General features: G+C 34.8%; 23 protein-coding genes. 17 read left to right on the top strand and 6 right to left on the bottom strand.

The genetic code is table 11. From position 1 onward, the window contains the following. Nucleotides 1-61: 61 nt before the first annotated feature. Nucleotides 62-979 (bottom strand): homoserine kinase, encoded by a 918-nt coding sequence (gene thrB, locus MKY04_RS20065; RefSeq protein ID WP_346235028.1) that lies wholly within the window; start codon nt 977-979, stop codon nt 62-64. Beyond that, complete coding sequence (gene thrC, locus MKY04_RS20060) at nt 976-2,028, bottom strand: threonine synthase (RefSeq protein ID WP_346235027.1); 1,053 nt, start codon at nt 2,026-2,028, stop codon at nt 976-978. Before thrC ends, thrB begins: the two co-directional genes overlap by 4 nt. Before the next feature lie 268 nt (nt 2,029-2,296). Here thrC and MKY04_RS20055 point away from each other — a divergent pair, with 268 nt between their 5' ends. The 3 genes from MKY04_RS20055 (at nt 2,297) to MKY04_RS20045 (ending at nt 5,873) form a co-directional block, all read left to right on the top strand. Continuing rightward, entirely contained in the window at nt 2,297-3,460 is a 1,164-nt protein-coding gene (locus MKY04_RS20055; protein ID WP_346235893.1) for an MFS transporter, read from the top strand. Between the two features lie 331 nt (nt 3,461-3,791). Next, nucleotides 3,792-4,646 carry a MurR/RpiR family transcriptional regulator gene (locus tag MKY04_RS20050; protein ID WP_346235026.1) on the top strand — a complete coding sequence of 285 codons (855 nt, stop codon included), beginning with the start codon at nt 3,792-3,794 and terminating at the stop codon, nt 4,644-4,646. Nucleotides 4,647-4,949: 303 nt separating this feature from the next. Further along, complete coding sequence (locus MKY04_RS20045; protein WP_346235025.1) at nt 4,950-5,873, top strand: manganese-dependent inorganic pyrophosphatase; 924 nt, start codon at nt 4,950-4,952, stop codon at nt 5,871-5,873. 147 nt (nt 5,874-6,020) lie between these two features. Here the strand turns inward: MKY04_RS20045 and MKY04_RS20040 are convergent, their stop codons facing one another. After that, entirely contained in the window at nt 6,021-7,400 is a 1,380-nt protein-coding gene (locus tag MKY04_RS20040) for an FAD-dependent oxidoreductase (protein ID WP_346235024.1), read from the bottom strand. Nucleotides 7,401-7,525: 125 nt separating this feature from the next. On the opposite strand from MKY04_RS20040, the gene MKY04_RS20035 reads away from it, so the two are divergent. Both MKY04_RS20035 and MKY04_RS20030 read left to right on the top strand, forming a co-directional pair. Beyond that, nucleotides 7,526-8,230, top strand: a complete 705-nt coding sequence (locus MKY04_RS20035; protein WP_126293347.1) for a DsbA family oxidoreductase — start codon at nt 7,526-7,528, stop codon at nt 8,228-8,230. Nucleotides 8,231-8,378: 148 nt separating this feature from the next. Then, nucleotides 8,379-9,017, top strand: coding sequence for an FMN-dependent NADH-azoreductase (locus tag MKY04_RS20030; RefSeq protein ID WP_126293345.1), 639 nt, complete (start codon nt 8,379-8,381; stop codon nt 9,015-9,017). Nucleotides 9,018-9,176: 159 nt separating this feature from the next. Here the strand turns inward: MKY04_RS20030 and MKY04_RS20025 are convergent, their stop codons facing one another. Then, entirely contained in the window at nt 9,177-9,524 is a 348-nt protein-coding gene (locus tag MKY04_RS20025) for a DUF2500 domain-containing protein (protein ID WP_126293343.1), read from the bottom strand. A gap of 394 nt (nt 9,525-9,918) precedes the next feature. Between MKY04_RS20025 and murB the strand changes: the two genes are divergently transcribed. The 9 genes from murB to MKY04_RS19980 all read left to right on the top strand — a co-directional run bounded on the left by murB (nt 9,919) and on the right by MKY04_RS19980 (nt 18,882). Further along, on the top strand, nt 9,919-10,839 hold the full coding sequence (gene murB / locus MKY04_RS20020) for a UDP-N-acetylmuramate dehydrogenase (RefSeq protein ID WP_346235023.1): 921 nt from the start codon (nt 9,919-9,921) through the stop codon (nt 10,837-10,839). A 59-nt stretch (nt 10,840-10,898) separates the two neighbouring features. Then, nucleotides 10,899-11,660 (top strand): exodeoxyribonuclease III, encoded by a 762-nt coding sequence (locus MKY04_RS20015; RefSeq protein ID WP_346235022.1) that lies wholly within the window; start codon nt 10,899-10,901, stop codon nt 11,658-11,660. A gap of 271 nt (nt 11,661-11,931) precedes the next feature. Further along, a complete protein-coding gene (locus MKY04_RS20010; protein WP_346235021.1) occupies nt 11,932-14,352 on the top strand; it encodes a penicillin acylase family protein in 2,421 nt (806 codons plus the stop codon). A gap of 461 nt (nt 14,353-14,813) precedes the next feature. After that, nucleotides 14,814-15,116 carry a late competence development ComFB family protein gene (locus MKY04_RS20005; RefSeq protein WP_126293336.1) on the top strand — a complete coding sequence of 101 codons (303 nt, stop codon included), beginning with the start codon at nt 14,814-14,816 and terminating at the stop codon, nt 15,114-15,116. Between the two features lie 113 nt (nt 15,117-15,229). Further along, complete coding sequence (mntR, locus tag MKY04_RS20000) at nt 15,230-15,640, top strand: transcriptional regulator MntR (protein ID WP_126293334.1); 411 nt, start codon at nt 15,230-15,232, stop codon at nt 15,638-15,640. A 38-nt stretch (nt 15,641-15,678) separates the two neighbouring features. Next, complete coding sequence (locus MKY04_RS19995) at nt 15,679-16,533, top strand: CvfB family protein (protein WP_126293333.1); 855 nt, start codon at nt 15,679-15,681, stop codon at nt 16,531-16,533. A 245-nt stretch (nt 16,534-16,778) separates the two neighbouring features. Then, a complete protein-coding gene (locus MKY04_RS19990) occupies nt 16,779-17,627 on the top strand; it encodes a DUF1002 domain-containing protein (protein ID WP_400195268.1) in 849 nt (282 codons plus the stop codon). Between the two features lie 87 nt (nt 17,628-17,714). Continuing rightward, nucleotides 17,715-17,996, top strand: coding sequence for a GNAT family N-acetyltransferase (locus tag MKY04_RS19985; protein ID WP_126293329.1), 282 nt, complete (start codon nt 17,715-17,717; stop codon nt 17,994-17,996). Nucleotides 17,997-18,570: 574 nt separating this feature from the next. Then, nucleotides 18,571-18,882: a hypothetical protein gene (locus MKY04_RS19980; protein WP_246020186.1), complete on the top strand. Its 312-nt coding sequence runs from the start codon at nt 18,571-18,573 to the stop codon at nt 18,880-18,882. A 113-nt stretch (nt 18,883-18,995) separates the two neighbouring features. Here MKY04_RS19980 and MKY04_RS19975 read toward each other — a convergent pair whose 3' ends face one another. Next, nucleotides 18,996-20,516, bottom strand: a complete 1,521-nt coding sequence (locus tag MKY04_RS19975; RefSeq protein WP_126293327.1) for a succinate CoA transferase — start codon at nt 20,514-20,516, stop codon at nt 18,996-18,998. Between the two features lie 303 nt (nt 20,517-20,819). After that, a complete protein-coding gene (locus MKY04_RS19970) occupies nt 20,820-21,470 on the bottom strand; it encodes a LytTR family DNA-binding domain-containing protein (RefSeq protein WP_126293325.1) in 651 nt (216 codons plus the stop codon). A 523-nt stretch (nt 21,471-21,993) separates the two neighbouring features. Here MKY04_RS19970 and MKY04_RS19965 point away from each other — a divergent pair. The 3 genes from MKY04_RS19965 to MKY04_RS19955 all read left to right on the top strand — a co-directional run bounded on the left by MKY04_RS19965 (nt 21,994) and on the right by MKY04_RS19955 (nt 24,827). Next, nucleotides 21,994-22,788, top strand: coding sequence for a helix-turn-helix transcriptional regulator (locus MKY04_RS19965; RefSeq protein WP_126293323.1), 795 nt, complete (start codon nt 21,994-21,996; stop codon nt 22,786-22,788). Nucleotides 22,789-22,938: 150 nt separating this feature from the next. After that, nucleotides 22,939-23,700, top strand: a complete 762-nt coding sequence (gene yidC / locus MKY04_RS19960; protein ID WP_126293321.1) for a membrane protein insertase YidC — start codon at nt 22,939-22,941, stop codon at nt 23,698-23,700. Nucleotides 23,701-23,960: 260 nt separating this feature from the next. Continuing rightward, entirely contained in the window at nt 23,961-24,827 is an 867-nt protein-coding gene (locus tag MKY04_RS19955) for a M15 family metallopeptidase (protein WP_126293320.1), read from the top strand. Nucleotides 24,828-24,849 lie beyond the last annotated feature (22 nt).

Raw genomic sequence — 24,849 nt, 5'->3', positions numbered from 1 at the left:
ATGCCCAATGATTCAATATATGATTCATTGGGCATTTGTATTAGTTTTTTAGTCAAATTCCTTAGGCTAGTACGTCATTTTTTACTTCAACTACACATACACCTTGTTGATCAGCTTTTGTTAATAATATTTCATGTGTAGGAAACTGTTTTTCTAATTTATTGATGAACTGCTCTTCTATTTCAGTCGGAATAATAGATATAACAGTAGGACCAGCTCCACTAAGTGCTGTACCATATGCGCCAGCCTCTCGAGCAGCATAATGAATTTCATTAAAGTAAGGAATCAGTTTTGCACGGAATGGCTCATGGAATAAATCAGATTCCATATAGCGGCCTATCCGTTCATAATCTTTTAAGATTAAAGAAGCTGCTAACATATTAGCATTTGCACTTGCACTAACAGCATAGCTTCGGTCATACTGATCCGGTAATACTCTACGAGCTTCCGTAGTCTTTAATTCAACAGTCGGGATGAACACTACGAAGGAAGCATCTAAATCTTGTATATGGATCGTATCGACATTTCCGTTTTCATCCATTGTGGAAATTGTTAAACCGCCAAGAACGGAAGCTGATGAATTATCAGGATGTCCTTCAATTTGCGAAGAGATATCTAATTTTTCTTGTGTAGATAAATTTAAGTCGCAGACGATATTGGCTAATTCAATCGCAGCAACAATAGCTGCTGCACTACTTCCTAATCCTCGTGCAAAAGGTAATTCACTCGTCATTTCGATTCGGCAAGCAGGTAGTTCTTTGTTAAATCGCGCTGCTGTTTCTTTTGCAATTTTGTAGATTAAATGATCTTTTATTTCGAATTCTTTTGGTAGATGGTCAGATAAATGAATAATTTCCCATTTGTCTGATAGAGACACTGTTAGATTTAAGTATAAGGACAAGCTAAGCCCAATGGAATCAAACCCAGGTCCTAAGTTAGCAGTGCTCCCAGGGACAGTGATTTGCCATTTTTTACTCATAAAATTCCCTCGATATATTGACGAATTTCTTCTTCATCATTTTTAAGTGATACTAAATCGACTTTAGATACACTCATTGCTGTATCAGGGTCTTTTAATCCATTGCCAGTAAATACAGTAACAACGCGACTACCTTTAGTGATTTTGCCGTTGTTAACGGATTTAATAACACCAGCAAGTGATGCTGCAGAACCAGGCTCAACAAAAATACCTTCAGAACGAGCAATTAATTGATAAGCTGCTAAAATTTCATCATCCGTAACAGAATCAATAATACCTTCTGATTCATCACGCGCAGCCTCAGCTAATTTCCAGCTTGCTGGGTTCCCGATTCGAATTGCTGTTGCGACTGTTTCAGGATTTGTAATAGGTTCACCTTTAACAATTGCAGCAGCACCTTCTGCTTCAAAGCCATACATTTTTGGTAAACCAGTATTTTTTGCTTCATTATATTCTTTGAAGCCTTTCCAGTAGGCACTAATGTTTCCTGCGTTGCCCACAGGAATGCATAGGTATTCAGGCGCTTGTCCTAAACTATCTACAATTTCAAATGCAGCAGTTTTTTGCCCTTCAATACGGTATGGGTTTACTGAGTTGACTAGTTTAACAGGTGTTGTTTCACTAACTTGGCGAACAATTGCAAGTGCATCGTCAAAGTTGCCATCAATTTCGATGATTTTTGCTCCATACATACATGCTTGAGCTAATTTACCAAGTGCAACTTTTCCTTTAGGTATTACAACAATAGATTGAATACCAGCACGTGCTGCATATGCAGATGCAGCAGCTGATGTATTGCCGGTAGATGCACAGATAACACATTTTGCACCATCTTCAATTGCTTTTGCTACAGCAAAGACCATACCACGGTCTTTAAATGATCCTGTTGGATTTGCGCCTTCGATTTTACCGTATAATTCAATGCCTAATTCCTTGGACAGATTTACTAAGTGAATAAGAGGAGTATTACCTTCATTTAAAGTTAATGCAGGTGTGTTTTCAGTAACAGGTAAAAATTCTTTATATTCTTCTATAAGACCTTTCCACATAGCGAACATTCTCCTTTTGTTCTCACTGGATGAACAGTTGTTTGTATATAAAAGACATTTTAACGCAAGTTAGAGGTAGATTTCAATAGAAAATGATAATTTAACAAAATTATAAAAAGGCCAAAATCTCCTTGTCACTTTATTAAAACAGGTGTATTGTTATAAGTGTAAATTCAAATGTAAAGACAGGTGAATATAAGTGGATGTAAAAAAGAGTACAGCACCAATTTCACGCAATAAATTATTAGGAGTTGCTGGAGTTGGCTGGATGTTTGATGCAATGGATGTTGGAATATTGTCTTTCGTCATCGCCGCATTAGCCGCTGATTGGGGACTAAATTCTACACAAATGGGTTGGATAGGAAGTACTAACTCTATTGGTATGGCAGTTGGTGCCTTGGTATTTGGTATTTTTGCAGATAAAATAGGGCGCAAACAGATTTTTATGTGGACCTTAATCATTTTTTCTGTTGCTAGTGGTCTCTCTGCATTAACGACGACATTTGTTGCATTTATGATTTTACGATTCTTTGTTGGTATGGGGTTAGGAGGGGAGCTGCCAGTTGCTTCAACCCTAGTATCGGAAAGTGTAGAAGCAAAAGAACGCGGTCGAGTAGTAGTGTTGCTAGAAAGCTTTTGGGCTGCAGGGTGGCTTATAGCTGCGGTTATTTCTTATTTTGTAATACCAGCTGAATTCTGGCCAATTGAAGGATGGCGGGTTGCTTTAATCCTAACAGCAATTCCAGCATTTTATGCGGTTTATATCAGAATGCATTTACCTGACTCACCTCAGTTTGCAGCCAAACCAGAAGCAAAAAATCGTTCCATTATGCAAAATATGGCGGGGGTTTGGAAGAAAAAATATGTCCGTTCAACTTTGATGCTTTGGATTCTATGGTTTACGGTAGTTTTTTCTTACTATGGAATGTTTCTATGGTTGCCTAGTGTAATGGTTGGAAAAGGGTTTGACTTAATATCAAGCTTTAAGTACGTTCTAATAATGACTATCGCACAGCTTCCCGGCTATTTTACAGCAGCGTGGTTTATAGAGAAGTTTGGACGGAAATTCGTCCTTGTGACGTATTTAATCGGTACTGCTGCAAGTGCATATGTATTTGGTAATGCTGAAACCGTAACGGCATTACTTATATCAGGTATTTTATTATCATTCTTTAATTTAGGAGCATGGGGAGCATTATATGCTTATACTCCAGAACAATATCCGATGGTTATTCGTGGAACCGGTGCGGGGATGGCCGCCGCAGTAGGCCGTATAGGAGGAATTTTTGGTCCTCTACTTGTTGGCTATTTATTAAAGCTTGAATATAGTATTGGGTCTATTTTTGCAATATTTTGCGTATCGATACTTATTGGGGCTGCAGCAGTATTATTTTTAGGAAAAGAAACAAAACAAACAGAATTAGAATTATAAGCTTTAAAAAGAACGTGTGTTGCCAAATTACCTTTACAGTAATAAGGATTATGAGAATTGGGTTAAATAGTTCATTTGCAAGTAGAATGCTAAGTACTGATGGAGTATTTTTAAACTTATATTTAGAGGGACTGCCTAAAAAAATGGGCAGTCTTTTCATTTCTTCAATTTTATCTGAGGGAATCGTACTAAGATTTGACAAATTTTTGACTTTCTAATTTAGCATAATAAAGTTTTTTCTGAAAACTCATTGTATTCAATCAATAATAGTGTTAACCTATCTCTTATTAAATTGTACAATTTACAAAATAAGGAGGTAGTCGAAGTTAAAATGGGCATATGTGATGATATAAAGAAGCGTTTTATCCGTTTATCTCGAGGACAACGCAAGGTTGCTCAATTTGTCATTGATAACCCAAATATCATAGCGACTCATATAGCTTCCGATGTTGGGAAGTTGATAGGTGTTAGTGAATCGACTGTTATTCGGTTCTGTTATGCGATGGAATTATCTGGTTTTTGTGAATTGCAAGAGAAGGTTAAAGAAGATCTAATGGAAAAGAAAGAATCTCCTATTTATGATCATCCGCTTTTAACAAAAAAACATGAGCATCTTGTCAGTGAGGTGATGAATCGTGATATCACGAGTATTTTAAGTACGATTCAACAAGTTGATGAGGACAAGTTCGAACAAGCTATAAAGTGGATGCATGAAATGAAATTCTTATATGTATTAGGCTTTAGACAATCTTCACCTTCTGCAAATTTCTTAACAAGCACTTTAAGCAGTTATCGCAAGCATGTAAAACAAATCCAGCACGATGTGGAGAATATTGTACAGCAGATTAGCGGAATGGATGATCAATCGCTGCTCATCGTAATCGCTCTAGATACTGTACTTGAAGATGTATTGACGATTACAAAACTATCGAAAAATAAGAATGCCAAAGTAATCGCAATTACAAGCTCAAATTTATCACCAATTCGTGATTATGCAGATGTCATCTTTACGGTAGGTAGGCATAAGCATTCTTCAACAGAAGTAATTACAGCATCACATTCACTAATTCATGCACTTATTGAAGGAATGGTTGCACAAAATAAAAAACAATATACATCATTCCAAAAATCTAATGCACAAATAGAGAGTAACTTTTTATTTTTAGATAAAGCACAAAATATCTAATCATACTTTCGAGAGCGTATTCGTAAATTGCGGGGGCATTTACGAATGCGCTTTTTATAAGAAAAGCGGAAGGCGCTCGTTCAGCTCCGACAACAACTGGAGGGGCAGACGAAAGGGCGCTTTTTGCCCTTGAAGGAAGCACCGAAGTTGTCGAGGAGCAAGCGCCTGAAGCTGGACAATAAGAAAAGCGGAAGGCGCTCGTTCACTCTAAAAACACATCAAGTTCTATTTTTCTATTCAGTAACAGGTATGATAAAATATACTCGGAATTAAGAACATTCATAAATAGGAGGAACTCATTGAATGAGCAAAGTATTAGTTTTCGGACATAAAAATCCAGATACAGACACAATCACTTCTGCACTCGTTTATGCATATTTAAAACAACAACTTGGCGTAGATGCAGAGGCAGTACGTCTAGGAGAAGTGAACAACGAGACAAAATATGCATTAGAAAAGTTTGGTTTCGAAGCACCACGATTAATTGAAAATGTTGCAAATGAAGCAAGCGAAGTAATTTTAGTGGACCACAATGAGCGTCAGCAATCTGCAGATGGAATTGAAGAAGTTAAAGTAACAGAAGTAATCGATCATCACCGTATTGCAAATTTTGAAACTTCTGATCCGCTTTACTACCGAGCAGAACCTGTTGGCTGTACAGCAACAATTTTGAATAAAATTTTTAAAGAAAATAATGTTGAGATTCCTTCAAATATAGCAGGATTAATGCTTTCTGCAATTGTTTCTGACACATTATTATTTAAATCGCCAACTTGTACAGAACAAGATGTAAAGGCTGGGCAAGAGTTAGCTGAAAAAGCTGGTGTAGATGCTAATGAGTATGGTTTAGCGATGTTAAAAGCGGGTGCAGACCTTTCTGATAAATCACTGGAAGACTTGCTATCATTAGATGCGAAAGAATTTACATTTGGTGAAGTAAAGTCAATAGTTGCTCAAGTAAATGCAGTTGACGTAAATGATGTATTAAATCGCAAGGATGAATTAGTAAGTTTATTGAATAAAAACATTGAAGAAAATGGCTTACAATTATTCTTCTTCGTTGTAACTGATATTTTAAATAACGATTCTACAGCTGTAGTTGTAGGAAGCGCAGCTGAAGCAGCAGCAAAAGCATTTGGTAAACAATTAGACAACGACTTAGTTGACTTACCTGGTGTTGTATCACGTAAAAAACAAATCGTGCCAGTATTAACAGAAGCACTTTAATTAAAAAAGGAGGGGCGTTACAGTAAAGTTTTCTTTTCTGTAACGCCCCCCTTTTTATTAATTAAACATTGCTCCTTGTGACAATAACTATCCTTATCGCAGTAAAGTTAATTAAACGTAGTTTTTTTGGATGGATCCTTTTTACATTTATTTCTTTAATTTTAAAGGGTAGACAGCTGGTCCTTCTATTATATCTCCATTTTTATCAAAGCGGGATCCATGGCATGGACAGTCCCATGTTTCATCGGCCTCATTCCATCTTGTTTTACATCCTAGATGTGTACATTTAGGTGCTTCAATTCTTGTAATATAACCACCAACTAGACTTGTTGCAACAAAACCAATATTTTTTAAGGAATATAAAAGATTTTTGCCAAATTGTCCTCTTGAAGGGCTATACAAGGATGCTGCCATATGGGCTTCTTTAGTAATTGAGCTTGAAATAATTTCTCCTGCTACTAGCGAATTAGAAAGCCCCCATTTACGGTAACCCGTTGCAATATAGATATTAGGCTCGCTATCAGTAAGCTGCCCAATATAAGGAATGTAATCAGGTGTATCTGGATCCTGTGCACTCCAAAAGTACGTTGGCTTAGGTAGGTCGAAATTGGAAACTAATTCGGTTTCAAGGTCTTTGTAATAGCTTTTTGTATGTTTAATAGCACCTGCCTTATGACTGCTTCCTCCATAAATAAAATATGGTGTGTTTGAAATCAATGCAGTCCTTATGGTCCTTGAAGGATTTTCAACGGATAAATACTGCCCCTGTAACAGCTCGCTAGCTTTTGAAGCCATTAAATATGAGCGTTCAATGGAAAGCTTTGTTGTATATAAATTTCTAATGGATTCTATTGGATAATGCGTACATAGTACTAAGTTTTTATAGGATATACGACTGTCGCTATTGGTTTCAACTATTTTTTCATCGATAATCACTCTAGTTACACGGCAATTTGTAAATATAGTTGCCCCTTCCTTCAAGGCGAGCTTGGCAAAATGGAGTGTGAAATTTGTAGGATGTATTTGTGCTGTATCCTCCATTTTTAATGCAGATGTAATAGGAATCGGCAGCTCAGTATCTGTTGTTTCATAGCCTGGTAAATTAAGTTTTTTATAGGCATTCAATTCATCCTGAATTGTCCGGCTGCCATAATTGCTTTGTGCATATATAAAAGAATCTATTTTTTGATATGTTTCAATTGGTGCAAACTGTAAAGCCGAATCTATTGCATTTTTATTTGCTTGATAATAGGTACGAACATCACCTTCAGAAAAATTCTTTAAAAGTTTTGAAAAAATAATACCGTGTTGAGGAGTTAATTTTCCTGTTGAATGACTAGTTGTACCAAGTGCAACGGAAGGCTTTGCCTCAAGCAGTATAACATTAATGCCTTTTTTTGCGAGTAAATATGCTGTATATATTCCTGTTAAACCACCGCCAACTATACAAACATCACAGTCTAAAGATTTTGATAATGTAGGTAATGATAATGACTCAACGTCTTTTAGCCAAAGAGAGTTTTGCATAAGCGCCCCCAATTATACTCATTTTTTAAAAGTATTGGATAAATGTGAAAACAATATTCATATGAGCACATTTATTGTAGGAAAATTAATTCATACGTAAACTGATGAAAAAGGAGGAATGAAACATGAAAGTAGAAGTATGGTCAGATTATGTTTGTCCATTTTGTTATATAGGTAAACGTCAACTAGAAAAGGCTATTAAAGACTCTGGGTATGAAGGTCAAGTGGAGGTAGAGTTAAAAAGCTTTTTACTAGACCCAAATACTCCACTGGATGCCGAAGAATCAGTTTATACTTCATTAGCAAATAAATATAATACTACAGAAGCGGAAGCTAAAAAAATGACTAATAATGTTGCTGAGCGTGCTAAAGAAGTAGGTCTTCAATATAATTTTGATATTATGAAAAATGCAAATACTAATGCTGCACACCGACTAGCCAAATGGGCTGCCAAAAAAGGAAGGGGTCCGGAACTTAGTGAAAGAATATTGAAGGCATATTTTTTAGAAGGGGCAGCGATAGGTCGATACGAAGTCCTATTAAATTTAGTTGAAGAAGTAGGTCTTGACCGGAAGGATGCACAAGATGTTTTGAATAGTGATCAATTTGCAGATGAAGTTGAGCAAGACATTTTAGAGGCACAAAGCTTAGGAGTAAGAGGAGTTCCATTTTTTGTGATTGACAATAAGTATGGTATCTCTGGTGCACAACCACAACCATTATTTAACCAAACGATAGCAAAAGCTGCAAGTGAAGCAGGACTTAAGCCGAAATTGAAAATAGTTGGAGATAACGGTAGCATTTGTTCAGATGGACAATGTGATCTATAGTAGCTTATCTAATTGTTGAAAAGTACTAAAAATCAGCTAAAAGTCTGAGGGAAGTTTTGTTGAAATAATTCTCATCTTCCTTTAAGATTAACCATATGTCTTGAATTCAAGATTTATATTTTAATAGATAAAGGAGTAATAAAACGATATGACAAATGTATTAGTAGTTAAAGCAAATAACCGTCCTGACGGTGTTTCAACTAAAATGTATGAAACTTTTGTAGAAGAAGCAAAAAATGTAGCTGGTTTAAATCTTACTACATATGATGTATATGCAGAAGATATGCCGTATTTTGGACAAGATCTTTTCAACGCTTTCGGGAAAGTTCAAAATGGTGAAGAATTAACTGATTTAGAGTCTAGATTATTAGCTGCAAAACAAAAAGCAATGGATGCATTAACTGCTGCTGATGTAGTAGTATTTGCTTTCCCTCTTTGGAACTTAACAATCCCTGCAGTTCTACAAACGTTTGTTGATTATGTATATTCAGCAGGCTATATGTTCAAATATAATTCTGAAGGTCAAATGGTTCAATTGATGACAGATAAAAAATATGTTGTATTAAATGCTCGTGGCGGGTACTACTCATCTCCAGAAGCACAACCAATGGAAATGTCAGCTAACTACATTAAAAATGTATTTAGTGGTATTGCAGGTATGGAGCTTCTTGAAGAAGTAATTATTGAAGGTCATAATGCAGAACCAAATAAAGCTCAAGAAATTATCGCAGAAGGTTTAGAACGTGTTAAAGCTGCTGCACAAAAATTAGCAACAGTAACTGCGTAAAAATAAATGTAAAGGAGCCATCCAAAAATCACTTTTGGATGGCTTTTTTGCGAGGATGGATAACCACTGAAACAAGAGTAGTGAGCATATATTTTTAAAAGAAGTAGGGGCAGTCTAGAAAGTAATTATTTTCTGGATAGCCCTTTAGAATTTTTGTTATTAACGGTTTCGCTCGAAGCCTTTTAATCGTGTTCCTTGGAAAGTAAGGAGTCCTAAATCTCCTTCTGCTAGCAGCCCATATTCTTTACCAGAAATTTCAAATTCTATACGATCCCCACTTTCAACTTCAAATGTTGAGTAATACCAAGTATGGGAATGTTCGCCGCGTACCTCCGTGCGTTTTGCAATAACCTGGGCAGGTACTGTCAAAACAGGAGAAGCATTATTTTTAACATTTTGCTTAATACCAGCAGTAAATTTCAACAATATACTTCCAAACACAATAATGGCAATAATTATTATAAATATTGGCACAAGGTTAAACATAATATCTTCGAAAAAAAACATTCTACATTCCCCCAGTTAACTATAAAAATTGTCGAAATGAATAAAAATGTATGGTAATTCATAAAATCTTTGAAGTAATGAATTTGTAATGGTGTACTGAAATTGTTCTTCTTTAGGTGCGAAATTCGACAATACTATTTTAAAAGATAAACTTTTATCTTCAAATACGTTTATTTCTATTTTTAGTTTCAACTTTTTCCCAATTTTTATATTAACATAAATTTATAATCATTTAACCTGCTGCTTTTTTTGTTTGGTAATGGAACATAAACGTTTAAAGAAGTCGAAAAATAGTCACAGGCTTGGTAAATAAAAAGATATGTATTACTTGTCAAAAAGCTTTGGATTATCCATACTAAGAAAGAGTATGAAGTAAGAAAGGAAATTTGCTTTTATGACAATTAAGCAATGGGCACAAGACTTAGCCAACATAGTTAATCCAAGTAATATTAAAATAAATGAATCTTTAAAAACATATACAATGACGAAACTTGGTGGTAAAGCCGATGTGTTTGTCTTACCAGAAACAGAAGAAGAAGCAACTGCAATTGTAAAGTATGCGCATGATCATAATGTTCCAATATTAATGTTAGGGAACGGCTCTAATATGGTGGTTCGTGACGGTGGGGTTCGTGGAATTGTAATCTGTTTTCAAAAGCTAGACCAGATTCACCTTGAAGGAACTCAAATTTATGCACAAGGTGGGGCATTAATTAAAGATGTTTCGAAGCTAGCAGCAGAAAATAGCTTAACAGGATTCGAATTTGCTTGTGGAATCCCGGGATCTGTTGGGGGAGCAATGGCAATGAATGCTGGCGCATATGGCGGTGAGATTAAGGATATTATTATAGATTCTACAGTTTTAACACAAGAAGGAGAAAAAATCGTATTAACTAAAGATGAGCTTGAGTTATCATACCGTCAAAGTATTATCGCAAAAAAAGGTTACTTTGTTCTTTCTTCTAGATTTGAACTTGAAAAGGGAAACCAACAAGATATTGATGAAAAAATTGCTGATTTAACATTTAAACGTGAATCAAAACAGCCTTTAGAATACCCTTCGGCAGGCAGTGTATTTAAACGTCCGCCAGGATACTTTGCAGGGAAGCTTATTCAAGATAGTGGATTGCAAGGAAAAGGTGTTGGAGATGCAGAAGTATCAACCAAGCATGCCGGTTTTATCATTAATAAGGGGAATGCCACAGCAACAGATTACATTGAGACCATTAATATGGTTAAGAGGGTTGTTAAAGAAAAATTTGATGTAGATCTTGAGCTTGAAGTAAAGATTGTTGGTGAAGATTTAACAAAATAAGTTTTTAAGGCGCCTTTTTATTTATGAAGGGCGCTTTGTATACATAGAGAGGGTCAAGTATGAAATTTGTATCGTGGAATGTAAACGGAATTAGGGCATGCGTGAACAAAGGATTTATTGATTACTTTAATGAAGTAGATGCCGATTTTTTCAGTATTCAAGAAACTAAATGTCAACAAGGTCAAATTGATTTGCCTTTTGAAGGTTATTATCAATATTGGAATTACGCGGAGAAAAAAGGCTATTCAGGTACGGCAATTTTTACAAAGCATAAGCCCTTATCTGTAAAATATGGGGTTGGCGATGATGAAAACGAAAAAGAAGGCCGTATTATTACTTTAGAATACGATAAGTTTTACTTAGTTAATGTTTATACACCAAACTCACAGCGAGATTTAGCACGACTTCCAATACGTTTACAATGGGAAGTAAACCTAATTGAGTATTTAAAACAGCTTGATAAAAAGAAGCCTGTTATTTATTGCGGGGACTTAAATGTTGCGCATGAGGATATCGATTTGAAAAATTTTAAATCTAATATTGGCAATTCTGGGTTTACCTTTGAAGAGCGAGGGAAAATGACAGAGCTGCTTCAATCTGGTTTTACCGATACATTTCGCCATCTCAATCCGGACACAACTGACGCTTATACATGGTGGTCTTACATGAATAAAGTTCGGGAGAGAAATATCGGTTGGAGAATTGACTATTTTATTGTTTCTAATCGACTAGTTGACTATATTCAGGCTGCTGACATCCACTCGCAAGTTTTAGGTAGCGATCATTGTCCAATCGTATTAGAATTAAAAGATGTGAAATGATAAAATCATCTAATGATGATACTTTATTTTATTTGAAAAATAAATGTATTATAGTAGGGAAATTGATCCTTGCTAACTTAAGAAATTATAAAATTTTTTGAAGAGTTCTAGTGCAAGCTACAGTCCCTTGTGGTCGAGGTGCTTCTTCGATGCTTAAGTGTCATACGAAATTAGTCATTCCGACCTGATATAGATATGGATTTTGTGCTTTCTCCAATTTGGGGCTAAGCAGGGCGCTTGCGCTTTTCTTAATGAGAGGGTGGAATAAAAGATGTCTACTGAAGCAGTAAAGAGAAAAAGTAGAAAAATAGTAGATTTGCTTATATGGATAATAGGCTTGGTTATTGTAGTAGGCGGACTAATAGTGGTTGGAATCCACTTTTACGTATCAAATTCTAAGCCAACAATAGAAGGAGAAGTAATTGTTTCTATATTAGATGATGATGTAATGGTAACTCGTGATGGGACAGGTGTTCCGCATATTGAAGCGAATTCTGATGCGGATTTATATCGCGCTCAAGGGTATGTACAAGCCCAGGACCGTCTTTTCCAAATGGATTTAGCTCGCCGGCAAGCCAGCGGTACTTTAGCAGAGGTTGTAGGTGAATCAGCTGTTGAATCTGATAAATTTTTCCGTACGTTTAGTTTAAGAAATGCAGCAGAAAAATCTTGGGAAGGATACAATGAGAATTCTAAACAAATTTTACAATGGTATGCTGAAGGCGTTAACGCATTTATTAACGAAGTAAAAGGCACTAGTAAACTTTCTTACGAGTTCAAACTATTAGGATATGAACCTGAAGAATGGACGCCAATTGATTCATTAACTATCGGAAAATATATGGCATATGATTTAGGCGGCAACTGGAGTCTTCAAGCCTTTAACCATTGGGCATTACAAAACTTTACAGAAGAACAAGTTAAAGAGCTAATTATTAATTATCCAGAAGATGCAAAAACAATTATTGAAGCAAACTTGGAAAATCCGATAGAAGTTGCTGGAGCTTTTAATACTGATTTGTTGCCAAATGAATTTAATGGCAGCAATAACTGGGTAGTCTCTGGTGAGAGAACAGAAAGTGGAAAGCCGTTGCTTGCAGATGATCCGCATTTAGGATTAGGTACTCCTTCTATCTGGTATCAAATGCATTTACAATCGCCAGAGCAAAATGTAAGTGGAGTAATATTCCCTGGAGTTCCTGGTATTATATTGGGGCATAATGAAAAAATCGCTTGGGGTGTAACAAATGTTGGACCAGACGTTCAAGACTTGTATATTGAAACACCGAACCCAGATAATCCAACTCAATTTAAGTATGATGGTAAATGGGAGCAAGCCGAAGTTCGTAAAGAACCGATAAAAATAAAAGGCAGTAAAACAATTGATTATGAAGTGGTTGTAACCCGCCATGGCCCTGTAATCTCAGATTTTGTATTTGAAGAAGAACAACCAACTGCTGTATTTTCAATGCAATGGACAGCTCTAGAGTCAACACAAGAGTTGCAAGCAGTTATTGGATATAACAAGGCAAGTAATTGGGAAGAGTTTGAAAAGGCATTAGAGGATTTTAAAGCACCTGCTCAAAACTTCGTATTTGCTTCAACTGATGGTACAATTGCCTACAAAGCAAACGGTAATATCCCGATTCGCAAGGCTGGCGACGGGCAGTTCCCTGTACCAGGAGATTCTTCTGAGTATGGTTGGGAAGGTTATATACCATATGAAGAACTTCCAACAGTCATTAATCCAGAAGAAGGATATATTGTAACAGCAAATAACAAAATTATAGGTGACGAATACCCTTATCATATTACAAATTACTGGGCGCCGCCTTATCGTTATGAACGGATTGTTGAGATGATTGAATCTGTTAAAAAAGGCCAAACAGATGAAGATGGTGAAGTAATTGAAGGCTTAACTGTTGGTGACATGCAAGGAATGCAATCAGATAAGAAAAACTTACAGGCAGAAGAGTTTTTACCACATATTTTAACATCTATTAAGAAGATGGATAGTGAAGGGAAATATGAGGATATTGTGAAACTTCTTGAAGAGTGGGAGTTATTTGATAACAAGGATGAAGGTGCTCCTTTAGTTTTCAATTTACTAATGACGGAAATTCAAGATACACTATTTGAAGATGCGATGCCTGAAGATGTATATGAAATGATGCCTGGAAAATTCCAAATTACAGATCAGTTATTACGTGATGCATATGCAGGAAATGAAGGGGTTTGGGTATCCGAAGCAGGCGGTGTAGACGAGCTAGTCTATCATTCATTTGAAACAACAATTGCAGAAATCACTAAAAAGTATGGTGCGAAAGTTTCAAAATGGACTTGGGGCAGCTACAACAAACTAACTTTTGACCATCCATTATCAGGAGTTTCAGAATACTTAGCAACTTATTTAAACCCAGAAAAGCTGTCTGTAGGTGGTTCTAAGGTGACTGTTCAAGCTGCATCAGAAGATGGTGAAGGAAATGTTAATCATGGTGCTTCATGGAGATTTGTAGCGGATTTAAGTGATTTATCTAGTGCCTACCATATGGTTGCACCTGGCCAAAGTGGACATGTTAAATCGAAATGGTACGATAACCAAATTTCTAATTGGGTATATGGTCGATATCATGAAACAAATATTGATGGCGACCTTAATACGAAGTACGAACTTCAATTAAAAGCTGAATAAGTTTTAAAGGTAAAGCAACTGAATATAAAGTAAAAGGAGCCGTCCCCAAAGACATTTAGGGGCGGCTCTTTTGTGATGAGTATGACTCTTCTGAGAGGAGGATGCATCAAATAAATAATAATTTCTATTTATATCTACTAAAAAATTGTAGGTGTGTTTAAGAATTATTACTTGCTGGGCGGCTTCTTTTTTTATTAAGTTTTAAAACTAAACTCCTTTCACCTCAGTTAAAAGTTACTAATTGTATGAAAATATACTTATTTAAAATATCCCATCACTACTTATTGGGTATACTGTTAATTTATGGTGTGATACTTTTTGTGCATATAAACTTAATTTCAATTCATAGGTAAAATGTATGTTTTATGACCTCTATACCTATTGATAACCTAGATAATATAAGTTACGATTAGCAAGTAATTAATTTAGCAATAATAAAGATTAGGTAGGCGAAATCATATATGTCAAAACCATTTTTAGTAAATGTAACAGAAGAAATTGTTAATGGCCTTGTAAAGTTTCTATTATATGGAACAGAGTATCAAACTTTTTGTCATTGTGATTATTGTGAAAAGGAAATTGCCGCCGACGTCTTAAATCAATTACCGTCTTATTATGTATCAACAGCTGAAGCGAGAGATCAAGCGTTCAGAAAACTTAAATCACCTGAAAATATTGAAATGATAAATAAACAAATTATTTTATCGATTCATGCAGTAGGCAAAAAACCAGATCATAAAAAGATGTCCAACTTGTCTAATTGACTTGTTGGGCATTTTGACTTTAATACATACCTATTTGTTTATTGTTTTAAGTTACCTTTTCATAGAGGATGTAGTAAAATTAAACTGATATTTTAAATGTGAGGAGACTTGTTATGCCAACACCTAGTATGGAGGATCATATCGAGCAAATTTATTTGTTAATTGAAAATAAAGGATATGCGAGGGTGTCTGACATAGCTGAAGCATTATCTGTTCTTCCTTCCTCCGTAACAAAAATGGTTCAAAAATTAGATAAAGACGGATATTTAGTATATGAAAAATATAGAGGGCTAACACTAACATCAAAAGGTGAAAAGCTAGGAAAACGTCTGGTGAAAAGACATGAATTGCTAGAACAATTTTTACGTCTAATCGGCGTAGATGAAGGACGAATTTACGAGGATGTTGAAGGTATTGAGCACCACTTAAGCTGGAATTCAATTGATCGAATTGCAGATTTAGTGCAACTTTTAGAAGAAAATGAGCACTTAGTAAAAAAACTCGAAGAAATGAAAGAACAATAACACAATGAAAAATTAGTAAGCTGAAAGGAAAGACGAAATTGAGCGAATTAAAATCAGGTGAAGTTCATGAGTTAACAGTACTTGAAGAGCAAGTTTCAAAATGGATATTGACAAACGGTGTATTGGAAATTCCTTTGAATAGCTCTGAGGTACAACAACCTCTTACTATCGGTGATCGTATAAAAGTTTTCCTTTATGCAGATCGACGTGGAAATTTGCAGGCGACAACAGCAATACCACAAATATTACAAGGTGAATATGGCTGGGCGCGGGTTATAAAGGTGACAAAAGAGGGCACATTCGTTGATATTGGTTCTTCAAGAGAGGTATTGGTAAAAGAAGAAGATTTACCACCTTTAAGGGAATTATGGCCCCAAGTAGGAGACCACTTATATATGACGCTTCGTACTGACCGTAATGGAGATTTATTTGGCCGTTTAGTAACAGAAGAAAAGGTAAATGAACTTTACGAGGGTGCTCTTGAAGATATGCATAATAAAAACATAAAAGCGCGACCTTACCGTTTATTGCCAGTAGGCTCTTTCTTGCTAGGTACAGAAACTCCTTATCGAATTTTTGTCCATAATACTGAAATGGAGCAAGAGCCTAGACTTGGTCAAGAAGTAGACGTTCGAGTTATTGCAGTGAAGGAAGATGGATCTTTAAATGGCTCGATGCTTCCCCGTAAGCACGAACGTTTAGGGAAAGATGCTGAACAAATATACGACTATTTACAAAGCGTTGGGGGAAAAATGCCATTCGGTGATAAATCAACGCCTGAAGAAATTTCAGAAATGTTCCATATGAGTAAAGGTGCATTTAAACGTGCCCTAGGTACATTGATGAGAAATGGTAAAGTAAAGCAACAAGATGGATGGACTGAAATTTTATAGTACTTAGGTTGAGTAAAGCTGTGACTATTTTGATTGTCACAGCTTAATTTTTCGCTATATTATTTTCTTGGGGCTCAATCTTTGTGCAACTTGTTTTGGAACCTTTTGCTTTTTTTTACGTATTAATTGAATGAACAAATCATAAAATTTGAGGATTTGTTTTGAAAGGAGAGATAACAATGAAACGTAAAGGGTTTTCAATGTTTATATCTTTATTAAGTGTAGTTTTTTTATTGCTTCTTCCAATGAATGCTTTAGCAGCAGAAGGCAGTGTTAAAGCAATAAACGAAAAATTAGGAGTGCCGATTGTTGTTTATGGTGGAAATCTTTCTGAAGAAGAAAAAGAGACTGTTAAAGATGCCTTGCAATTAGAAAAAGAACCTGAAGTTGATGAAATTACAGTAACTGGTGAAGATTTAGTTAAGTATATAAAAAATAGTAATTCTAGTTCACGTATGTACTCTTCAGCAAAAATTACTCGTGAAGAAGAGGGATCGGGACTAGTTATTAGCATTGTAACACCTGAAAATATTACAGAGGTTACATCAGAGATGTATGCAAATGCAATGCTTACGGCAGGTATTGAAGATGCAAGCGTTGAAATCGCGGCTCCAAAGCCTGTAACTGGCCATTCAGCGCTTGTAGGGATTTATAAAGCATATGAAGTGAAAACTGGGGAAACATTAGATATTGAGAGAACAGATGTAGCGAATGATGAATTATCTGTAGCTACACAAATTGCTGAAAATGCAAATGTTACTGATGAACAAATTGCTGAATTATTAACAGGTATTAAGCAGCAAATTGCAGAACTAAATCCTGCTACAAAAGAAGAAGTAGAACAGATTGTACAAGATCAATTATCAAAGTTAAACATTGAGTTAAGTGAACAAGACCGTCAATTACTTGTTGATTTAATGAATCGTATAAGCCAGTTGGATATCGACTTTTCGAAGCTATCCGATCAGTTATCCGATTTAACAACTAAATTTGAAGAGAAATTTGGCGACATTCTTCAAGATGAAGGATTTTGGAGTAGTGTGAAAGATTTCTTCAATAAATTAATTGATACCATTTCATCTTGGTTCAAATAATGCTGCATATGGCGATGTAGAAAAAAGCAAATGAATTAAAATAAAAATTAAGATATGTTATATTAGTAGGAAATGGGAGGGATGAAAATGGAGTTTAAATTATCGGAGAGAAGTCCAAATCATTTTGCTTTCGAATATGAGAAAGACGGGGAAAAATTAGCGGAAATTGAGTGGACTCAGCATGATCGTGTTATGGACATGACTCATACTTACGTTTCTGATGCATTGCGCGGACAAGGGGTAGCAAAAAAGCTGTTAGATAGAGCTGCTGACTATGCTAGAGAAAATCAATATAAAATGAATGGAATATGTTCTTACGTTGTATCAGCGTTTGAAAAAAGCGATGCGTACGATGATGTAAAAGCATAAAAAATAGGCAATCAAATTGTTATCTAGAACAATTTGATTGCCTTTTGTATTAAGTAAAAAATTATAATTTGCTTATGTTGAGTAATCAATATGGTGGCATTTTACCAGAATCTACTGCTGAGGGTGTCTTTAATAAAGATTAGAAAAAACATAAATAAGTGTAGTTAGAACGATTGATGCGACGGCTATTGAGGTAACTTCTTTCCAATCATAAGTGAAATCATAATTATTCATACAATTCTTCCTCTCCTTTTATCGCTATAATGTTTAACTCTTACTTCTGTTAATGCAGGTACATAGATTTATTTAATTGTTGCCATTCATAGAGTGTAAAATAGAACAGTAATATAAGGTTATTCATCTATTAACTAAAGTATTCATAATATAATAATAATTTTTTGATAAAAAATTAGACAATAAAGAACAAAAAGCAATATTATGTAAAAATTTTTGATTTTGTGTCTAAATTCATTATAGTTGCCATATTTTAAAAGGTTCATTCTTTCATGAAATAAGTTTGAAAATCATTATTAAGGGCAAAATAATGCATACAAACATTTTGGAGGGATTATGTATGGCCAAATTGAAAGGGAAAGGTGTAGTGGCAACAGCATTAGTTGCAGGAGCTGCTTCATTTTTAAGTAAGAAAAGGAACCGTGATCAAGTGATGAAGCTATTTAAAAATATGCAGATGAAAGCAAGTTCGTTTTTAGGATCTCAGCAGCAACAAAATTCCGGAATGAAATACAATTCTTTGAAGGAAATCGCCGAAACAGGCGCAGGGTCAACAAGTACTAAAATTCGTGAAAATAACTTCATCGGAGAAGGTGGAGGACAAACGGCATTAGCTTATTATAATGAAAGCAACCAACACCAAGTACATTAGAGTTTAAAATGTCCAAAAAGGTAACGTAATGGACATCGATAATATGGTAGTTCGACCAATAAATAATAAAAGAGGAGCTGTTCAGAATATTTCTGAACAGCTCCTTATTTTTATTAAACGTTTGAAGTTTCTTTTTTCATTGTTTTATTTTTAGCAAGGTTTACATGCCAAGAAAGTGCTTCCTCTAAGATATGAGGAGTTTGTGCATTACCAGTAGCTTCTACAGCACGGTTGTAGTAATCCCATAATTGTTCTTTGAAATCAGGGTGTGCACAGTTTTCAATAATTAATGCTGCACGTTCTTTTGGAGCTAGTCCACGTAAGTCAGCAATACCTTGTTCAGTTACGATTACGTCAACGTCATGCTCTGTATGGTCTACGTGAGATACCATTGGAACGATAGATGAAATTGCTCCACCTTTTGCATAAGATTTTGTTACGAAAATTCCTAGACGAGCGTTACGAGCAAAGTCTCCAGAACCACCGATACCGTTCATCATTTTTGTACCGCTAACATGTGTAGAGTTTACGTTTCCGTAAATATCTAACTCTAGTGCAGTGTTGATAGAAATTAAACCGAGACGACGGATTACTTCTGGGTGGTTTGAAATCTCTTGTGGACGTAAAACTAATTTATCAGCATATTTTTCAAGGTTGCCGTAGACTTTTTTCTGTAATTCTTCAGAAATTGTAATAGATGTTGCAGCTGCAAAGCTTACTTTACCAGCATCGATTAAGTTAAATACTGCATCTTGAAGCACTTCAGATGCTACTACTAAATCTTCGAATTCAGAGTCTGCAAAGCCATCTAATACTGCGTTTGCTACAGAACCAACACCAGATTGTAATGGCATTAATTTATTTGTTAAACGACCAGCTTTAATTTCAGAACGGAAGAAATCAAGTAAAATGTTAGCCATTGTTTGAGTCTCTTCGTCTGGTGGTACGATTAATGAAGGAGCATCTGGCTCTTCAGAAATAACAATTGCTTTAATTTTCGCAGGATCTACTTTAATACCAATTTCACCAATGCGTTTTTTAGCATCTGTCATTGGAATTGGTTCACGTTGTCCTTGTGGTGCAGGAACATAAATATCGTGAATTCCGATAAGGCTCTCTGGGTGAGAGATATTTAATTCAACAATAATATTTTCCGCGTACTCAGCAAAAACTGGTGAGTTACCTACAGAAGTTGTAGGAATAATTAATCCATCTTCAGTAATCGCAGCAGCTTCCACAATTAAATATTTAATAGGGCCAATAATACCTTGGCGAACTAATTCAGCATTATGAGATAGGTGAGCATCTACATATAAAACATCACCAGAGTTAATTTTGTTACGAATGCCTGGGTCTGCAATGAAAGGTCCTCGTTTACGAATAACCCCTTCTTCAGCTAAATACTTATCTACTTCTGGACCTAGTGATGCACCAGTGTAAATGTCAATTTTGAATTTTTCGTTTTTAGCACGTTCTACTAATGCCATTGGTACAACTTTTGCATCTCCAGCACGTGTAAAACCACTCATTGCAACTACATCGCCATCAGTAATAAGTTTTGCAGCTTCTTCAGCAGATACAACTTTATTTGTTAATTGTTTTAATCCTAAACGTTTCTCAACTCTTGGATCCATTAAAAATCCTCCCCCTAAATTTGGATGGTCAAAATAAATAAAGAGAAAATTATGTAGAATTTTCTGTACATTCATGTGAGCTAATACTCAATGTGCATAAATAATAATAACACCAAATTGTCACAAAATCTTCATGAAATGCATGAAAGTGCTTAAAAAAGTACTTTTCGAGAAAAAAATGTAATATTCGATAAAATGCGATTGATAACAAAGATAAAACCACAAGATTTCCATGCATAAAAATACAAGACGACCTTTGCAAATAGTACAAAGGTCGTCTTATAATGAAAAGTTAAATTGAATTTAAAATCCTAGCGAACGTCGGAAATAGCTTGCATATCTTTGGCTGACAGGGATCCTTGTTCCATCTTTCATAATTAAAAGGAATGTCGAATGTGAATCAGGTTGAATTTCATCGATAAAGTCAATGTTCACAATATATGAGCGATGACAACGGATAAATGAATCTGATGCTAAGAATAGTTCTAAATCGCTAAGATTTAAACGGTGATAGCCTTCTCGGTGCATGGTTTTAACAAATGTTTTACGAAGCTGTGTTTCAAGATAAATAACTTGATTATGTTTAATTGGATACCAGCAATCATCAATTTTAATTGTGATGTAATTAGTTAAAAATGGTGATGGTTTTTGAGGGAAGATAGCTGTGATTGCTCCCTTAGTTTCGCCTTCTTCGATTAAGGGAATACTCATTCCATAATAAGGGACACCGAATACATCAGGCTCTATATATGAACTAATTTTTTGGCCGTATGTAAGGGCTTTATAAGCTGCAGATCCTTCTTTTACTGGGTCTCCAGGTTTAATTTTTAAATCTACTTTTTTGCTTGGTTGATAATACAAATATTCTTCTTTATCGGAAATAGCAATAGATGTATTTTCTGGGAAGAAATCTTTTATTATATCCATAATTTCTTCAATTTGTTTTGGATCCACTTTAATTCACCTCATTTTGTATACATTTTTATATTATATATATCATATATTTTACTACATATTAAAACAAATAAAATAGAGAAGATTATTGAATAAATAAGGAATTTTCAGCTAGTAAGAAAAAAATCTCCTTAATTTTGTCACTTTTTCAGATGAACGCTAATCATAGTATACCTTATATTACCGAAATAATTTGTGTACTAATATAATAATTATATTTTTCATAGTGTTTATGTTGCTTATTATCCCTTGTATTTTCAACATAAAATCAAGTTGAAAAAAAATGAAATTATGGTAATATTCACATTAGTTAACAATGATTAATGCTTTATTCTCATTTATTTATAAATTTTAAATTAATTTTTTAGCATAATATATTCAATATGACATGTATTTCATCTCTAAAATATAAATAAAAGCTATATTCGAATTTTATTTTAGGTTATATTAGTGTAGTAGATGTTAATTATTGTAATTGAAATTAATTATGCGAATTGCATTCTGAAGAAAGATGGGGTAATCTATGCAGCTACATCAACATTCAATATCTGAAACAATTTCTAAAAGATACTTTCAAGAAATTGATAATATAAATCAATATAACGGGGTCGAGGATTTTTTTAATATTGAATCAAAGCTGTTATTTGAGATATTCCACTTAGAGGCAGCAAAAGCGAAAAAATCCCTGCACGAGATTATTGATATTCTTTCGATACGTTTCGGTAAACAAGTGATAAAGGTTGTACGAAATTACTTTGTTATTTTATCCTCAATTGTCGCGCGAAAATTATTGGATAATCAAGTACCCTCTAAGAAAGCGTTTGCTTTCAATTTAGCTTGTGCAGATATGATTGAAAACAAAATGAAGGATGCAGAGTTTCTCCAATTTGCGGATGATTTAATTGACTTTTATGTGTATTTTATTGCTGACCGAAAGCAGCCGACATTTAGACATCAAACAGTAAATAAAGTGATAATGTACATAAACGATGAACTAGAAAATGATTTAACTGTAGAGAGCATTGCTCAAAAATTCCACATAAGCACTAGCCATTTATCACGTATATTTAGAGAGCATGTAGGAATAACTTTAGTTGAATATTTAAATGTGAGAAGAGTGGAAGAATCACAATATTATTTAAGACATACGAATAAAAGCATTACATCTATCTCAGAACAATTCCATTTCTGCAACCAAAGTTACTTTACTAGAATTTTTAAGAAGTATACTGGTGTTACGCCAAAGCATTTTAGAGATGAATTACATCACGAATTTTACCGATTTGAAATTTCTGAAGATGAGTATGAAAAAGTATAATATTAATTAGATACAGTTGGCATTCTATGTGCCAACTGTATTTCGCTTCAAATGGCTTTAAACTGTAATCAAAATGGTCGCTGCAATTTGATATTAACAAACTTATTAAGGTATACTTCAACTTAGTTAAATAATATAGTAGGTGGAAAAATGAAAAAACTGAAGCTATTTTCGATGCTTGGCTTGTTGTTGCTTGTTCTAACTGGATGTCAAGCGGTTGAAAATCAAGAAGGATTCTTTTATAGTACATTTGTTAAACCGATGAATTGGTTACTAGACTTTTTAGGAAATGACTTATTTAACGGCAGCTATGGATTAGCAATTATCGCAATCACAGTAGTAATTCGATTAATTTTAATGCCATTTATGTTGAAGAATTATCGTCAACAGTCGTTAATGAAATCAAAAATGGATGTCGTTAAACCGAAAATGGACGAGATTCAACAAAGATTAAAAGCAGCTAGTACGAAAGAAGAGCAAATGGCAATTCAGCAGGAAATGATGACATTGTACCGTGAAAATGGCATTAATCCTTTAAATATGGGCTGTTTACCAATTATTATTCAAATGCCAATCATCATGGGTCTATACTTTGCAATTTTATATTCTGGGGATGTTAAGACACATGAATTTTTATGGTTCAATTTAGGTACACCTGATATTTTAATGACGATTATAGCTGGTATTGTGTATTTCATCCAAGCGAAAGTATCTTTATGGACTGTTCCAGAATCACAAAAAGCTCAAATGAAGTTAATGATTTATATTTCTCCAATTATGATTGTATTTATTTCATTTTCATCGATGGCAGCCCTGCCACTTTATTGGTCAGTCAGCGGTCTGTTATTGATCATCCAAACGTATATTGGAAGAAAGTATTATTCAGAGCATCCTGCACAACCTTCAAAATAATAGTTGAATTTAGGGGGGGCTGTCCAGAAAGTAAAATTTCTGAACAGCCTCTCAAATTTATTTAATTAGATTGACCTGCCATAGTATCCGTATACTTGCTGTAAAAGGACCGTCCCAAAAATGGTTTTCGGACGGTCTCTTTATTTGCTAATTGCTAAATTATTAAACTAGTAAAGTTCCAAAATTTTATGATAAATAAGAGGTAAAACTTAGAAAACAATGCTAAAATAATATCATTGCTAAGGAAAGAGGCTAGGCTTATGACAGGACCTATATTAAACAACAAGAAAAAAAACAAAAGTAAATATATAATAATCGCGATAGTTTCAATTGTTTTATTAATTGCAATTATTGTAATAGCCACTATAGTGAATGATCCAAAAAAAGAAACAGAAGAACAATCAAAACCCAATGAAGCAATTGAGCAAAATATAGACAAAGAAAAACAAGAAACTGAAGAAGAAGTTTCTATAGACAATAAACAGGAGCAACAGGATGAGCCTACTACACCTGTTGAAGAGGATCCTGTACAAGAAACAGAGCAGCCTAAAACGAATGAAGGAAATACAACAGTTGGTGGATATATCGAAGGGCAACCAGAACCAACAGAACCAACGTATATAGACGGAGTGCTAATTGCAAACAAAAAGCACCCACTTCCGAGTAATTTTGCTCCAGGGGAAAATAAGGAAGCAAGAGCTGCATTTGAAGACATGGCGCAAGATGCAAAAGCTGCTGGATTTGAATTAGTGGCTTTCAGTACATACCGCTCTTACGAATATCAAGAAACACTTTATAATAACTATGTTAGTCGTGATGGGAAAGAAAATGCAGACCGCTACAGTGCAAGACCAGGTTATTCTGAGCATCAGACAGGTTTAGCATTTGATATTGGAGAAAAAGGCAAGGAAGATTTATGGCTCACAAGTGAATTTGGCGAAACAGCTGCAGGCAAGTGGCTAGTCGAAAATGCACATAAATATGGATTCATACTACGCTATCCAGAAGGGAAAGAAAACATTACCGGTTATATGTATGAATCATGGCATTTCCGATACTTGGGTGTTGAATTAGCAACAAAAGTGAAGGCATCAAATTTAACGTTAGAAGAATATTTGGGAATTTAATAAAAAAGAAGCCGTCTCACAA

The organism is Lysinibacillus telephonicus, assembly GCF_039654155.1.
Lineage (GTDB): Bacteria > Bacillota > Bacilli > Bacillales_A > Planococcaceae > Ureibacillus > Ureibacillus telephonicus.
Note: the sequence above shows the minus strand (reverse complement) of the source record. Positions and strands in the feature narration are given on the sequence as shown.

Excerpts from the sequence above, each read along its gene's own strand:
- thrB (WP_346235028.1), bottom strand. The coding sequence starts at position 979 with ATGAGTAAAAAATGGCAAATCACTGTCCCTGGGAGCACTGCTAACTTA.
- thrC (WP_346235027.1), bottom strand. The coding sequence starts at position 2,028 with ATGTGGAAAGGTCTTATAGAAGAATATAAAGAATTTTTACCTGTTACT.
- MKY04_RS20055 (WP_346235893.1), top strand. The coding sequence starts at position 2,297 with ATGTTTGATGCAATGGATGTTGGAATATTGTCTTTCGTCATCGCCGCA.
- MKY04_RS20050 (WP_346235026.1), top strand. The coding sequence starts at position 3,792 with ATGGGCATATGTGATGATATAAAGAAGCGTTTTATCCGTTTATCTCGA.
- MKY04_RS20045 (WP_346235025.1), top strand. The coding sequence starts at position 4,950 with ATGAGCAAAGTATTAGTTTTCGGACATAAAAATCCAGATACAGACACA.
- MKY04_RS20040 (WP_346235024.1), bottom strand. The coding sequence starts at position 7,400 with ATGCAAAACTCTCTTTGGCTAAAAGACGTTGAGTCATTATCATTACCT.
- MKY04_RS20035 (WP_126293347.1), top strand. The coding sequence starts at position 7,526 with ATGAAAGTAGAAGTATGGTCAGATTATGTTTGTCCATTTTGTTATATA.
- MKY04_RS20030 (WP_126293345.1), top strand. The coding sequence starts at position 8,379 with ATGACAAATGTATTAGTAGTTAAAGCAAATAACCGTCCTGACGGTGTT.
- MKY04_RS20025 (WP_126293343.1), bottom strand. The coding sequence starts at position 9,524 with ATGTTTTTTTTCGAAGATATTATGTTTAACCTTGTGCCAATATTTATA.
- murB (WP_346235023.1), top strand. The coding sequence starts at position 9,919 with ATGACAATTAAGCAATGGGCACAAGACTTAGCCAACATAGTTAATCCA.
- MKY04_RS20015 (WP_346235022.1), top strand. The coding sequence starts at position 10,899 with ATGAAATTTGTATCGTGGAATGTAAACGGAATTAGGGCATGCGTGAAC.
- MKY04_RS20010 (WP_346235021.1), top strand. The coding sequence starts at position 11,932 with ATGTCTACTGAAGCAGTAAAGAGAAAAAGTAGAAAAATAGTAGATTTG.
- MKY04_RS20005 (WP_126293336.1), top strand. The coding sequence starts at position 14,814 with ATGTCAAAACCATTTTTAGTAAATGTAACAGAAGAAATTGTTAATGGC.
- mntR (WP_126293334.1), top strand. The coding sequence starts at position 15,230 with ATGCCAACACCTAGTATGGAGGATCATATCGAGCAAATTTATTTGTTA.
- MKY04_RS19990 (WP_400195268.1), top strand. The coding sequence starts at position 16,779 with ATGAATGCTTTAGCAGCAGAAGGCAGTGTTAAAGCAATAAACGAAAAA.
- MKY04_RS19985 (WP_126293329.1), top strand. The coding sequence starts at position 17,715 with ATGGAGTTTAAATTATCGGAGAGAAGTCCAAATCATTTTGCTTTCGAA.
- MKY04_RS19980 (WP_246020186.1), top strand. The coding sequence starts at position 18,571 with ATGGCCAAATTGAAAGGGAAAGGTGTAGTGGCAACAGCATTAGTTGCA.
- MKY04_RS19975 (WP_126293327.1), bottom strand. The coding sequence starts at position 20,516 with ATGGATCCAAGAGTTGAGAAACGTTTAGGATTAAAACAATTAACAAAT.
- MKY04_RS19965 (WP_126293323.1), top strand. The coding sequence starts at position 21,994 with ATGCAGCTACATCAACATTCAATATCTGAAACAATTTCTAAAAGATAC.
- yidC (WP_126293321.1), top strand. The coding sequence starts at position 22,939 with ATGAAAAAACTGAAGCTATTTTCGATGCTTGGCTTGTTGTTGCTTGTT.
- MKY04_RS19955 (WP_126293320.1), top strand. The coding sequence starts at position 23,961 with ATGACAGGACCTATATTAAACAACAAGAAAAAAAACAAAAGTAAATAT.